This is a genomic window from Halobacillus sp. Nhm2S1 (assembly GCF_019599545.1).
Lineage (GTDB): Bacteria > Bacillota > Bacilli > Bacillales > Halobacillaceae > Halobacillus.
This window is the reverse complement of the sequence record NZ_JAIEZV010000002.1, coordinates 404,705-418,801: the sequence shown is the minus strand read 5'-3', so window position 1 is coordinate 418,801 and position 14,097 is coordinate 404,705. Positions and strand designations below refer to the sequence as shown.

Sequence of the window (14,097 nt, the reverse complement as noted above, 5' to 3'; positions counted from 1 at the left end):
TTGTTGGTGTTTATATAATGTATAAAAAGTAGGTGAATATATGAAAAAAATATTAATAGTTAGCTACTTGTTTGCGCCTGAAAATCAGGTAGGATCTATAAGAGCTACAAAATTAGCAAAATATTTAGCTGAAAAAAATGATTATCAAATCGAGGTAATTACGACTTCATTGAAAGTACATTTAGATAAGTCTTATGAAAAAAAAGATTACGAAAATGTAAATGTGACTGAACTAAATCATTCAAAGTTTATAGAAAGATATATAAAACGAATAAATGGTACAGGTAAAAGGAGTACTTCTAGAGAGAAAAGTGTTATTAAAGATAATAATAAGAATAAACATTATTTCAATAAAGTAATAAAGGTTTTAAGAATTTATATGCTTTTTATATTGAATATAATGATAAACTTGGATTTTTACCATTCGTTTAAAAAGCATGTTAACGCTAATAAGGACAAATACGAAGACTATAATGTATTAGTCTCGACTTATGGCCCCTTAACATCAGTACTATGTGGAATAGCCTTTAAAAAGAAACATCCTAAAATCTCTTGGATCTGTGATTTTAGGGACCCAATGGTTACTGATTTACGTTTGCCTATCGATAACAAAATAAATTCCTTTCTACAAAAAAAAGCATGTAAATTAGCAGATAAAATTGTTACGGTTTCAAATGGTTACTTAGAAAGAATATGTAATGGGAAGTATGATTATAAGTCATACGTCATTCCAAATGGATTTGATGAGAATGATTTACTGGATAATAAATCTATTAATAAGTCGGATGCTAAATTTTCTTTTACTTATACTGGCTATTTATATGGAGGAAAACGTGACTTAACTCCCCTATTCAAGTGTCTATCAGCTTTAATAAAAGAAAAGGTGATTCAAAAAAATGACTTAATTTTCAACTATGCAGGAACTGATTATTCAAACCTAGTTAATCAAGCAAATGAATTTAAACTGCAAAGTATTTGTGTGAACCATGGATTTTTGACACATAGGGATGCTATTAACTTACAATCATGCTCTCGGTTTTTAATTTTATCCACATGGAACAGCAAAAGTGAAATAGGAGTGTTTCCAGCTAAGTTCCTAGAATATATGTTAAGTAATAAGCCGATAATTGCAATTGTTAATGGAGATTTACCAAATAGTGAGGTTTCTAATGTTATGAATAAAGCTGCATTAGGTTTTTCATTTGAAATAGCAAGATATGACAGAGATTTTAAAGCCTTAAAGGCATATATAAAAGAAGAATATTTAAGATTTAAAGGCGGAATGGAAACTAATTTCAATCCAAATCAGTATGTGATTAAACGCTATGATTATAAAAATATAGTAGCAGAATTTGAAGAGATAATATAATGCCAAAGGAATCAATTGGTAATGATGCTATTAAGCTCACAACTTCTAAGGTGGTTACTTTAATAGTATCTTTCATTACAGCAATGTTACTCTCAAGAATGTTGACCCTGAAAGAATATGGAACATACTCCCAAATACAAGTGGTAGTTAATTTAACTACAGTTATCTTTATGTTAGGTTTACCAAATAGTATTAATTTTTTCCTTGCGAGAGCTGAAACAAACAAAGAAAGAGAACAGTTTTTATCAGTTTATTATACCTTTACAACTTTACTGAGTATAATAGTGGGTTTATTCTTAGTCTATCTTACACCTAAGATTGTTGATTTTTTTGATAATAAACTCCTTAACAACTTTATATATGTTTTAGCAATTTTCCCATGGGCACGAATTATTATAAGTAGTATTGAAAATATCTTAGTTGTTTATAAAAAGACTAGTTTAATAGTGTGGTTTAGAGTATCTAATAGTATTTCACTTCTAGGTATTATTTTAATAGTTCATTTTTTTAATCTAGCTTTCAGCGTATATATGTTTTTATTTATCATTGTTGAAGCTTTGTTTGCAATAATTGTATATATAATAGTGAAAGATTTATCGAAAAGACTAAAAGTAAATATTGATATCGCCTATATAAAAAAAATATTATTGTTTTCTATTCCAATAGGTCTTTCATCTATTATTGGAACTATTAATATCACACTAGATAAACTTATGATTGGGAACTTTTTAGACACAGAACAATTAGCTATATATACCAATGCCTCTAGAGAAATGCCTGTTACTATTATTGCTTCATCACTTACTGCTGTTTTGTTACCACAATTAGTTCGTTTTTTAAAGCAAAAAGAAAATGATAAAGCAATAAGTATATGGGGGAACGCATCTGTTCTTTCTTATTCAATTATATGTATATTTGCAACGATGCTTATTATATTTTCTCCTGAAGTGATAACACTGTTATATTCTGAAAAATATTTGCCAGGAGTCCCAGTATTTATTATTTATAGTTTAGTTTTATTATTAAGATTTACTTATTTCGGTATGATATTAAATGCATTAGGGAAAACGAAATTTATACTTTATAGTTCAATAATTTCATTAATTTTAAATATTATTTTAAACTACGTCTTGTTTTTAATTTTCGGTACAATTGGTCCAGCAATTGCAACACTATTGAGCCAGCTATTTGTTAATGCTATACAACTTATCTATACTTCAAACTTTATTAAAGTTAGTTTTTTTAGGATATTCCCGTGGAAGGTATTATCTATGATTACAATAATTAACATGATACTTGGGTTTCTTTTCAAGTACATAAAGGGTTATCTAAATATTAATATTGTATATGGTGATATTCTGGAAATAGTATTCCTTGGGATAGTATGGCTAACAGTATATATATTTATCTTTGCAAAAGAACTAAAAAAACAATGGGAAGCATTAAATAGACTGTGAATCATGGTATATACAAAGTAACCATGCATCTAATGAAGAAAAAGGAATGAGTTCAACCAGCTAGCTCAATTATTGTCTTAGTTTTCTAATAATAGAGTTCCCTTCGTTGTGAGTAGTTGATAAAGTGGGTTCCTAAAACCACTTTAATTAATGAAAGGAGTATATCAATGAATATATTAGTAACTGGTGGTACTGGAGATATCGGCTCGCAAACTTGTATTGCTCTGTTAAAAGCTGGGCATAAAGTAGTTGTTGCTAATAACCTCTCCAATAGCAAGGAAGAAACTCTAGATAAAGTAAATTGAAAGAAAACTAGAGGAATTATTTAATGAAGCTCTTTCAAATGATTTTGAATTTACAACGGAGTATAAGAAGACTCATACTTATATTATTGCAGTTCCAACTCCATATCTTAAAGACAGTAAGAAGCTTGATCCGAAATATATTATTTTAGCATTAAATAGTGTGCTCGATGTTTGTGAAAAAGGTGCAGCAATAATTATTGAATCGACAATATCGCCTGGTACTATCGATAAGTATATTCGACCAGTAATAGAAAAAAGAGGCTTTGCTATTGGAGAAGATATACACTTATTACATGCACCAGATAGAATAATACCCGGAAATATGAGCTATGAACTTGAGTATAAGTCAAGAACTATAGGAGCAGATAATCCAGAATTAGGTGTGAAAGTTAAAAGATTGTATTCGAATTTCTGTAAGGCTGAAATTGTTGTAACGGATATCAGATCAGCAGAAATGTCAAAGGTTGTTGAAAACACCTATAGAGATATTAATATTGCATTTGCAAATGAACTAGATAAGATTTGTCATAATGACAATATGGATGTTTATGAGATTATTAGAATTGCCAATATGCACCCAAGAGTTAATATAATGCAACCTGGTCTAGGTGTAGGAGGGCATTGTATTTCAGTTGATCCGTGGTTCTTGGTGGGGGAGAAGCGGCTAATGAAATTCTAGGTAGTTGTGATAGAGTAAGAATCATTGAACCATTGGAAGTATTGGACTTCCATAATTTCCTTTCAAGGTCATATTCAATATTAACCGATAGTGGTGGTATCCAGGAAGAAGCTCCAAGTTTAGGGAAGCCAGTTCTTGTGATGCGTGATACGACAGAGCGTCCTGAAGGTGTAGCAGCTGGCACACTGAAATTAGTCGGAACAGATGAAGAGAAAATTTATAAGGCCTTTAAGCAACTCTTAGGAAATAAAGAAGAGTAAAAAATATGAGTCAAGCAATCCATATGGTGACGGTTATGCAAGTAAACGTATAGCTGATATTATAGAATTTCAAAAGATTTTTAAAAAACGTATATGTCGGAAATATAAATGAATTTTTAAGCAGAAGGGAGGCTTAATTTATGAATATACTAGTTACAGGTGGTGCAGGATATATTGGTTCACACACATGTATAGCCTTGTTGGAGGCTGGGCATTCTTTAATTATTGCTGATAACTTTTGTAATAGCAAACGTGAAACTGTTGAGAAAATCATAGATATTACAGATAAAGAAGTAACTCTGTGTGAGGTTGATGTAACAGATGAACAAGCTGTTGATGTTATTTTTAATAATCATAAAATAGATGGTGTCATTCATTTTGCAGGATTGAAAGCAGTAGGGGAGTCCGTCGAAATGCCACTAACCTACTATTACAATAACATTGGAAGTACAATGGTTCTTGCTAAGGCCTGTCTAAAGTATAGAGTGAAACGTTTTGTCTTTAGTTCATCTGCAACAGTTTACGGGGATAACGCTGTTCCATTCATAGAAACAATGGATCTCTTACCAACTACGAATCCTTACGGTGAGGCAAAAGCTATGAGTGAAAGAATACTAACTGACATAACTAAAGCAAATCCGGATTTTTCAATTGCTCTCCTTCGATATTTTAATCCTGTAGGTGCACATGAGAGTGGATTAATTGGTGAAGCACCTAATGGCATTCCCAATAATCTAATGCCTTATGTCACTCAAGTTGCCAAAGGGAAACTTGAGAAACTCCAAGTTTTTGGGAACGACTATCCAACAGTAGATGGTACGGGAGTAAGAGATTATATACATGTGTTGGATCTAGCAGAAGGACATGTTGCAGCGTTAGATAATCTTAAAGATGGTGCTCATGTTTATAATTTGGGAACCGGTCAGGGTACCAGTGTATTAGAATTAGTGAAAGCTTTTGAAGAAGCTAATGGTATTAAAGTTCCTTATGAAATTGTAGATCGTAGACCCGGGGATATTGCTTCATGCTATGCTGATGCTTCAAAAGCCAAGAGAGAACTTAGCTGGAAGGCAAAACGTGATATTATAGCCATGTGCCGGGATGCGTGGCGATTTGAGAAGAATTACAAAGAATAATGAGACTAAAGTTAGATTTTGGTGCCTGTTACCACCCAAGAAGCGTGGGGACGGTTCTTGAGCGTCCCAAGCATATAAATGATACATATTGAGAAATTTTATTAGATTTTAAGTAAATCAGTTGTTTCAATCATACTCCACTTCTTCTAATAAACTATTTGGAAGGATAGAAAATGCGCTCCATACAAGAGGGCATTATAATTGGGATTTAGAAAAAATCTTTTCTTTTTGTCTATCATTCAACAATCACGTAATTAGTAATGAAACGTTATATAAAATAAAAGTTATAGATAATTTAACGTTATAGAAAATCTTATTATATATAATTAATATACGCCTCTAGGAGGGCTTTTTAATGAAAATTACTATACTAGGTTTAGGCTATATTGGACTACCTACTTCTATCATGTTTGCAAAATATGGAGTAGAGGTAGTAGGAGTCGATGTTAATCCATCTGTTATCGAGTCATTGAATGATGGGCAAATACACATCTAAGAACCAGGTTTACAAGAAGCATTGATAGAGGTAGTAGAAAAAGGGAACTTCCGAGCAGACCTTGAGCCAGCTAAGGCTGATACCTTTATTATTGCTGTCCCTACTCCAAATATGGATGACGAGCATAAATCCTGCGATTTGACATACGTAAAATCTGCCGTCAACAATACCATACCTTATCTTGAAAAGGGGAACGTCGTCATTGTTGAATCAACCATCGCACCAAGAACCATTAATGACCATGTTCAGCCATTAATTGAAGAAGCTGGCTTTGTGGTCGGGGAAGATATCTACCTTGTCCACTGTCCGGAGCGTGTATTGCCAGGTCAGATTATGCATGATTTGATTTATAACAACCGGAATGTAGGTGGAGTAACTTCCGCATGTACAGAAGCTGGTGCCCAAGTGTACGAAACGTTTGTAGAAGGAGAAATCATAAAGACGAATGCGAAGACAGCCGAAATGTCCAAATTGATGGAAAACACTTATAGAGATGTGAATATTGCTCTTGCCAACGAATTGACTCGAGTTTGTAACGAACTGGACATCAATGCTTTGGATGTTGTGGAAATGGCCAATAAACATCCACGTGTGAACTTGCATACTCCAGGACCAGGAGTTGGCGGTCACTTTCTTGCTGTCGATCCGTATTTCATTGTTTCTAATGCCCCTGAAACGGCTCAATTGATCAGTCTTGCCCGTTCTGTCAATGTGGGTATGCCAGAGTATGTTGTCGGCAATGTCCACAAATTGATGAAAAACGTGGACGGCAAACGGTCAGCGTATTCGGTCTGGCTTACAAAGGAAACGTTGACGATATCCGTGAAAGCCCGGCTATGGAAATCTACAAGATGTTAAAAGAACAAAGCAATTTTGAAGTGAGAGCATTCGATCCTCACGTAGAAGCAGAAATGGTAGAAAAGGATATGGAAAAAGCGGTTCAAGGAGCTGATTTAGTGCTTATTTTGACAGATCATAATGAGTTTAAAGAGATGGATTGGGATAAGTTTAAGGGTATGAGCAATTTGCAAGTGTTTGACACGAAGAATGTGGTCTCTAATGTAGATGAAGATGTAGCGTATATTAACTTCGGAAACCTTCATCAATACACGAAGAAAGAACAAATTCTGGTTTAAAATCGGTGCCTGCAGGACTGTTGATTAACCACAATATTTGAAGCGCGGGGACGGTTCTAGCGCTTCCTGAATGCCGGTGCCTCCCCCACCACACAGCTTAGAGAACTAAAGAATGGCTTACCACCAAGGGTTTTAGCTCTTGGTGGTAAGCACTTTTTGGATTTATATATTAAAATATGTTCATATATATGTAGTGGTGTTGTTATGATTGAAAAGATCTATGTATATTTGGTTGGAGAGATTGGGCTATTGAAGCTCCAGGACGGTTTGTGTGCTTTCTAAGCATATGAATGATTGTTCGTCATGATGCCATGTTGAATAATTAAAGGTTGGGTTTCTATAAAAGAGAAACAAGTTCACTCTGCACTTAGCAAAAACAAAGATTTATTTGGCTCCAAGATACACAGAGAATGATGTATTTACATAATAGAACACTTTCATACCATGTGGATTGCAGTGACTAAAGCGCGGGGACGGTTCCTGCGCTTCCTGAAACACATAATTTTTCTATATGTGAAGCTTTGAAAGGTAGGTCTCTATAGGGGGAAGCAAAGTTCATTTTGCACTTAAAAAAAGAACTAAACGATTTAATTTTGCTACATGATACAAAGGGACGTGATTGAAATGAGGAAGCACTAGAACCGTCTCCGAGCTTTAGTGGACGTAACATCTATGATATCGACGAAATGAAAAAAGCGAAGGTAGAATACCACTCTGTTGGTAGTGAAACAGAGCAGCATATGAGCTACAAACCACTAGATTCTAATAAAGTTTATTTAGTAACCGGTGCTGCTGGCTTCATTGGTTATTACCTCTCTAAGAAGTTGCTTGATAAAAGATGTAAAGTTGTCGGTCTTGATAATGTGAATGACTATTATGATGTAGGTCTTAAAGAAACACGTCTTAGTTTACTAGAACCTTATGAGAGTTTCACATTCCTTAAGAAAGATATATCGGATAAAGAATCCATAGATTCCGTCTTCAAAGAATACCGACCAGATATTGTTGTTAACTTGGCAGCACAGGCTGGGGTCCGGTATTCTATCAAGAATCCAGACATGTATATGCAAAGCAATGTCATTGGATTCTATAATATATTAGAAGCTTGTCGTCATAACCCTGTCGATCATTTGGTTTATGCGTCGTCAAGCTCTGTTTATTGTACGAATAAAAAGGTTCCCTTTGAAGAGAAAGATTTTGTTGATCACCCGGTATCTTTATATGCTTTATATGCTTCTACTAAAAAGTCGAATGAATTGATGGCTTATACGTATAGCCATCTTTACAATATCCCCGCAACAGGGTTAAGGTTCTTTACCGTTTATGGTCCTATTGGAAGACCGGATATGGCTTACTTCGGGTTCACTGATAAGTACTTTGCTGGTGAATCGATTAAGATATATAACAATGGGGACTTCGAGAATGATCTTTACCGTGATTTTACATATATCGATGATATTGTAGTCGGTATAGAGCGTCTGTTAAGCAGTGAGCCAGGAGATCAAGGTGCTCCACATAAAGTTTTCAATATCGGTAACAACAGTCCTGAGAAATTAATGACGTTCATAGAATCATTAGAGAAAGCATTAAGCAATGCACTTGATAAAAACATCGAGTTCAAGAAAGAGTATGAACCGATTAAGCCAGGCGACGTTCCTGTTACTTATGCTTCCACTGACCAGTTACAAGAAGCAGTAGGGTTTAAGCCGGAAACGACTATTCAGGATGGTTTGCATAAGTTTGCAGATTGGTATGTAGATTACTATAACAAGATGTAAAGTTTTCGTGCCTGAGCCCGAAGACTTTATATGACTAAAGGATGGCGCGGTAACAATATTTTAATATATGTGTAAATACTCATATATACATGTTAAAGGTCATGAATTTAGAGAGGATAAGAACTTCTTTCAATTAAAGCTAGTAATTTTTTACGGCTTCGATTTTCGTATAGGACTCTATTCGGTGTATTTCCAACTGGTCATAGACATAGTAGGATTTTTACCGAGGAGTTCGATATAAAGAGAAGAATATGAAGTGGGGAGGAGTAGATACTCTTTCTTTAGATAATCAGTCATCGAATTCCTCGCCTTTGGTGTCCAATTTAACCGAAGGGATGGAGTAATTGTGGTAAACTTCCAGGGCATGAGCTAAATAGTAGAAGTAGTTCGTGATGGGTTTCTTCGCTCTCTTCCTATGCCACTAATATACAGAGATTGCATGCCTGCTCGATAAGCAAGTTTTTCTTGGGAAAGCCCTTTTTGCAAAAGGCTAGCCAAATAAATCACGGTAGATTTCAACAGTTGGTTAAGGTTCTAACCATTCAGGTACAAAAAGTGAGTATCTGCTGATCGGCAAGTAACTCCATGACATCCTTTAAGGTTTCTACAAAAACAAATAGGGTTCGAATGGCAAATACAATGTCACAAACCCAAGCTTTTTGGAAACGCCCCAGCGTTTTGGAGGGTACCCTACTTGCTTCCTTGCTCATTAAGATAATGCAACCTATATCCTTTAAGTTCTCCATGTTTATCCCAGACAAAAAAATCATCCCATCCTTAAGATAACCACATAACTTGGCTCATCGTCTATGGTTGTTCATCTCGATCCATACGATGATTTTCTTATGAAACCAATACCTCATAAACTCATTCAAAAAACTGTCACTGGAGCTTGCTTGATGTGGGAAACGGTCTGTTGTCTTCTTAGTGCCCTCTCCAAATTTATCTGAAAAAGAATCCTTGAGTTTTGAGTGAGGGCCAGACGTGTTGAGATAAGGAATTACATGCCTTCCCTGCGCTTTTTCTTTTTAAATAAACACATTATTTTCTATATAAATTACCTGATTTTTATCTGTGATATAATATAGAATATTATTATTTCTAATATTTAGAATAATGGCATTCTAAAACAATAAAAAAGAAAAAGGAGACTCTTAAATGGCTTATGAGTTTATTTATATAGAAGAAAATAATTGTTGGGAACTTTCTCGTCAGCAGAGTAGTAAATATAGAAGCCAATATGACACGGTATTGGACCGCAATATTTTCAAATTACCTATTGAAGCTTTGGATTTAATTAGTATTGGGGATATCCCTAAAAAAACTAGAATTTATTTGGATAACTCAGCAACTGTGCATGGTTTTCAAACTGTTTACCCATTTGACGACTTTTACTTTGAAGTGAATGAAAAAAACTTTAATATAGTATTTCGATGTTTTAGAGGTTACCACCACCATATGGATAGTAGATATAACCTTAATAGGTACTTTGAAGACTTATTATCTTTTAGCGAAGAGTCTCCAGATATAGAAGTTGTTCCTAAGGGTGAAAATGAGGATGGTGGTAGTTATTATGGACTTGCGAATATAAGATTTACTGAAGGTACTTTAGATACAGCAACAGAAAATGCTATATCTAAACTGTGTGGTATTATTGATGATTTCGAAAAAGAAATATCAGGCCTGCGAGGGTTTAGATACCTTTTGAATATATGGGATAAGCATAAAGGAAAAAATGAAAGTGAAGAATTTTGGCAACAAAAGTTTAGTGATAACCCATGGGTGTTAGCACAACTTTTTGCTGTGCCAATTACATATTTTAATGAAAAATTTTATGCGGGTGGTAAAAATATAGATAACGAAGGTGGGGTTTTTCCAGATTTTTTATTCAAAGAACAGTATACTGCTAATGTAGCACTTGTTGAAATAAAAACACCAAATTCCAAATTGGTAGATGATAAGAGATATAGAAACGGTGCACATGGGATGGCAGAAGAACTTAATGGTGGAGTTGTTCAATTATTAAAGCAAAGGGACATACTACTAAAAGATGTGAAAAGTGTAAGAAAGCCTTCGTCAGACCCAAATAAATATTATGACCCTATTAATCCAATGTGTTACTTAATAATTGGATCAAACAAACAATTTGGAACTGATTTATCAGATGAGAAAAGAGAAAGTTTTAATTTATTTAGAAATGAACTGAGATCAATAGAAGTGTTAACATTTGATGAAGTTTTTAAAAGAATAGAAACGGTACTGGAAATTTCAATGAATGTTTCTAAAAGTTAAGTTTATTATTATCAGCGCGGCGACCGTACGGTCGATACCTACCCCCGTCGCGTTAGAGTGTTAAAGGATGACGTAGTGTCAAAGGTTTATAGGTGATACTACGCTCTTTTTTATAGCTTATATTTGTGTATCTGCGCATATATACATATTTACTTTTGAATGGTAGCGGTATCTGTTAGCCTCCTATTCAATTTTTTCATTCGATCCCCGTCTTTTCTTCTAATAGGATCGTCTATTTGTTAGCGGTGGAAGGCTCTTTTATTGATTTTATGGGGAACATTGGAGCAATACACTGCATAGGGTTGAGGAAATAAGCTGTCATTTTGTAATGATTTTATCTCAACAAATAAAAATAAAAAGAAGAAACGCTTGAAGGAAAAGAATGCTTCGTGCAAGTGACTGTAAAGAATTCGTAGTTGAAAAAACTTCATAGAAAAGGAAATGAATAAGTTGGTCGCACCTGCTAGTGAATGAAGAAGGATTATCAGACACGCATAATTATCGAATTTCAATGTGAACAAAGACTTATTGTCGAACGACTTATTTGCGTTTCACACTGGAAATAAACAATTAAAGGAGACGAGGAATTATATGGCGGAAAAAATTCTGAAGTGGTCGTTGTATTCGTTAGGAGCAGTATCTCTTATTGTAATTGTGGCAATTGTTTGGGTTCTGGTTTCAGGATTTCAAGCAGAAGGTAATTCCATGACAAAAGCACAGGAATAAATCATGAAGGAAGTCAACGACTCAACGGAACAAAAAGAAATAAAAGCAATTGAAAAAGATGGTATTCCTTCTGAACGTGCTTTTAGACAGGAACTACATGAAATTACGCACCAAAAGGTTCGAGCTAACGAAAAACGCGGAAGTCAGCAAATGACGGCGGAACAAATTGATCGTATGCTTGGGATATTGAAATCAGTTGAAGGAACCGAAGAATCATTACGAACAATATGATTTTTATAAGGAGTCGTTGGAAGCATGGGACAAGGGTGACTTCTCCAACGCCGTGACTGTTCACAATACCATTTGGGAATGGCAGAACGGAACAATCGGTAGGGCGACAGGGCTTATGAGCGAAGAAGAAGAACGTGAATGTATCAAGCGAAATTTTTAACAAACAACTCTTTAGAAAAATTCTGCCTTCGAGATAAGAAAAACGCTCCAAAGCATCGTAGCTTTGGAGCGTTTTTTGGTGTGTGTTCAATAAAGCACCAAACAGTAATATCTATTCGAATCAAGCTGTCAACAACGGTTTAAAACTCCCTTTTTTCAACGGAAACAAATTCCCTATTATCAGCGGATTTTGGCTGGCTGTATGCCAGCCTTTTTCTTTTCCCTCAGACGATAAGAGTCTCCTTTAATATTAAAGGTCGTGGAATGATGGATTAGACGATCCAGTATGGCCGTTGCTAAAACTTCATCTCCAAAGATCTTACCCCATTCAACGTACGATTTATTTGAAGTGATAATCATCGCTCCATGTTCGTATCTTCTTGATATGATTTGGAAAAGTGTGTGCGCGCTTAGCTCATCGAAACTGAAGTAACCTAATTCATCAATAATTAGTAATTCTGGTCGACTATACCTTTTAATAAACCTTTGGATTAACCCTTGTTGCTCTGCCTTTTGGCACTCAGCTATAAAATCATTGGCTTTGATAAAAAGTGCTTGGTGTCCATGCGTGATAGCTTCAAAAGCCATAGAAAATGGCTAAATGTGTTTTCCCTACTCCTGGTGGCCCGAGAAGTAGAATGTTATCTCCATTAGGTACAGGAAGCGGCGGGACGGTTCTTGCGCTTCCTAAGCATATAAATGCTAAAGGATAGTTTGTCTTGTGAAATGTCGAATAATTAAAGTTAGGGTCTTAGAAAGAGAAATAATTTCACTCTGCACATAGTAAGGACCCAACGATCTATTTTGATTGATTCAAGATAGCAGGTAAAGGTGTATTTTCATAATTGAACACTCCAATTTCATGTGACAGATAGAAACTATACCAGCCGGAAGATCTCTAAAGTTATGTATAGTAGCTGAAGGTAAGGATTACTTTTATTTACGCTTATTGTTCAAAATACCTCGCGAAAAAGTAGATATTACAAACGAGAACAAATCTCTTGTTTTAAAAAAAACTTAATAAAACCATCGTTTTAGCATACAAACCTAAAGGAGTGTTGTTTTATGAAAGTGTTAGTTTGTGGTGGTTGTGGTTACATCGGGAGCCATGCAGTAATAGAATTAATAAAAGCTAGTCACGAAGTTGTAGTTTTCGATAATGTAGAAACAGGGCATACAGATTCCATCCCTCGAGGAATTGATTTTGTAGAAGGTGACCTTCGTCAAATTGAAGAAGTTAGAGACGCTTTTAATAACTATCAAATTCAAGCAGTCATGCACTTTGCAGCTAATTCGTTAGTAGGAGAAAGTGTAGAAGATCCATTAAAGTATTATGAGAATAATGCCTTTGGCACAATGAATCTCTTAAAAGTAATGGCTGAAAATAATGTAGATAACATAGTCTTTTCATCTACAGCAGCTACTTATGGTGAACCAGACCAAGTACCAATCGTTGAAGACTCCCAAACTAAACCAACTAACCCTTATGGTCAAACCAAGTTAGCGGTAGAGAAAATGCTAAATTGGACAGAAAAGGCTCATGGCATTAAGTATGTTGCTTTACGTTACTTTAATGTTGCCGGAGCTCATGAAGAAGTTGATATAGGAGAAGATCATGAGCCAGAGACTCACTTAGTTCCTATCATCCTTCAGGTTGCACTAGGGCTGCGTGACCATATCTCTATATTTGGTAATGATTATGATACTGAAGATGGGACTTGTATCCGTGATTACATACATGTTGTCGATTTAGTCAAAGCGCACATCCTTGCTCTTGAGCATTTAATAGCTGGGAAACCTTCTAATGTATTTAACTTAGGAAATGGAAAAGGCTTCTCGGTAAAAGAAATAATAGATGCAGCTAGAGAAGTCACGGGTCATGAAATACCAGCAATTATTGCACCTAGAAGAGCGGGAGATCCTGCTCAATTAGTGGCATCTTCTAAGAGGGCACAGAGAGATCTTGGCTGGGTGCCAGAATATAATTCTATAGTAGATATTATAAGAACTGCTTGGGCTTGGCATCGGAGGCATCCTAATGGCTATCAAAATTAGAAATTTCACTAGGGAAGC

At 35.1% G+C, this 14,097-nt stretch carries 13 protein-coding genes and 2 pseudogenes; 13 read left to right on the top strand and 2 right to left on the bottom strand.

Annotated features, from left to right (window positions below):
* Nucleotides 1–40 precede the first annotated feature (40 nt).
* The 12 genes and pseudogenes from K2225_RS08480 (at nt 41) to K2225_RS08430 (ending at nt 12,025) form a co-directional block, all read left to right on the top strand.
* Nucleotides 41–1,369, top strand: coding sequence for a glycosyltransferase family protein (locus tag K2225_RS08480; protein WP_220584350.1), 1,329 nt, complete (start codon nt 41–43; stop codon nt 1,367–1,369).
* Nucleotides 1,369–2,826 (top strand): oligosaccharide flippase family protein, encoded by a 1,458-nt coding sequence (locus K2225_RS08475; RefSeq protein ID WP_220584349.1) that lies wholly within the window; start codon nt 1,369–1,371, stop codon nt 2,824–2,826. The genes K2225_RS08480 and K2225_RS08475 overlap by 1 nt, the downstream gene beginning before the upstream one ends.
* Before the next feature lie 167 nt (nt 2,827–2,993).
* Nucleotides 2,994–3,131, top strand: coding sequence for an NAD-dependent epimerase/dehydratase family protein (locus K2225_RS08470; RefSeq protein ID WP_220584348.1), 138 nt, complete (start codon nt 2,994–2,996; stop codon nt 3,129–3,131).
* Nucleotides 3,127–3,810, top strand: coding sequence for a nucleotide sugar dehydrogenase (locus K2225_RS08465; RefSeq protein WP_220584903.1), 684 nt, complete (start codon nt 3,127–3,129; stop codon nt 3,808–3,810). Before K2225_RS08470 ends, K2225_RS08465 begins: the two co-directional genes overlap by 5 nt.
* Nucleotides 3,789–4,182, top strand: a pseudogene (locus K2225_RS08460) (UDP-N-acetylglucosamine 2-epimerase); the annotation flags it as partial. The gene K2225_RS08465 and the pseudogene K2225_RS08460, both read left to right, overlap by 22 nt.
* A gap of 28 nt (nt 4,183–4,210) precedes the next feature.
* Nucleotides 4,211–5,206 carry a UDP-glucose 4-epimerase GalE gene (galE, locus tag K2225_RS08455; protein ID WP_220584347.1) on the top strand — a complete coding sequence of 332 codons (996 nt, stop codon included), beginning with the start codon at nt 4,211–4,213 and terminating at the stop codon, nt 5,204–5,206.
* 355 nt (nt 5,207–5,561) lie between these two features.
* Nucleotides 5,562–6,838 (top strand): annotated as a pseudogene (locus K2225_RS08450) (nucleotide sugar dehydrogenase).
* 740 nt (nt 6,839–7,578) lie between these two features.
* Nucleotides 7,579–8,616 carry a GDP-mannose 4,6-dehydratase gene (locus tag K2225_RS08445; protein ID WP_220584902.1) on the top strand — a complete coding sequence of 346 codons (1,038 nt, stop codon included), beginning with the start codon at nt 7,579–7,581 and terminating at the stop codon, nt 8,614–8,616.
* Nucleotides 8,617–9,774: 1,158 nt separating this feature from the next.
* Nucleotides 9,775–10,908 carry a Shedu immune nuclease family protein gene (locus tag K2225_RS08440; protein ID WP_220584346.1) on the top strand — a complete coding sequence of 378 codons (1,134 nt, stop codon included), beginning with the start codon at nt 9,775–9,777 and terminating at the stop codon, nt 10,906–10,908.
* A gap of 591 nt (nt 10,909–11,499) precedes the next feature.
* A complete protein-coding gene (locus K2225_RS20020; protein WP_255574339.1) occupies nt 11,500–11,634 on the top strand; it encodes a hypothetical protein in 135 nt (44 codons plus the stop codon).
* Between the two features lie 3 nt (nt 11,635–11,637).
* A complete protein-coding gene (locus K2225_RS08435; protein WP_220584345.1) occupies nt 11,638–11,865 on the top strand; it encodes a DUF6241 domain-containing protein in 228 nt (75 codons plus the stop codon).
* Between the two features lie 16 nt (nt 11,866–11,881).
* Nucleotides 11,882–12,025: a DUF6241 domain-containing protein gene (locus tag K2225_RS08430; RefSeq protein WP_220584344.1), complete on the top strand. Its 144-nt coding sequence runs from the start codon at nt 11,882–11,884 to the stop codon at nt 12,023–12,025.
* Nucleotides 12,026–12,204: 179 nt separating this feature from the next.
* Here K2225_RS08430 and K2225_RS08425 read toward each other — a convergent pair whose 3' ends face one another.
* Together K2225_RS08425 and K2225_RS20135 are read right to left on the bottom strand one after the other, a co-directional pair.
* A complete protein-coding gene (locus K2225_RS08425; RefSeq protein ID WP_220584343.1) occupies nt 12,205–12,612 on the bottom strand; it encodes an ATP-binding protein in 408 nt (135 codons plus the stop codon).
* Nucleotides 12,602–12,664 (bottom strand): hypothetical protein, encoded by a 63-nt coding sequence (locus tag K2225_RS20135; protein WP_370632748.1) that lies wholly within the window; start codon nt 12,662–12,664, stop codon nt 12,602–12,604. Before K2225_RS20135 ends, K2225_RS08425 begins: the two co-directional genes overlap by 11 nt.
* A 425-nt stretch (nt 12,665–13,089) precedes the next feature.
* On the opposite strand from K2225_RS20135, the gene galE (K2225_RS08420) reads away from it, so the two are divergent.
* Nucleotides 13,090–14,079 (top strand): UDP-glucose 4-epimerase GalE, encoded by a 990-nt coding sequence (gene galE / locus K2225_RS08420; protein ID WP_220584342.1) that lies wholly within the window; start codon nt 13,090–13,092, stop codon nt 14,077–14,079.
* Nucleotides 14,080–14,097 lie beyond the last annotated feature (18 nt).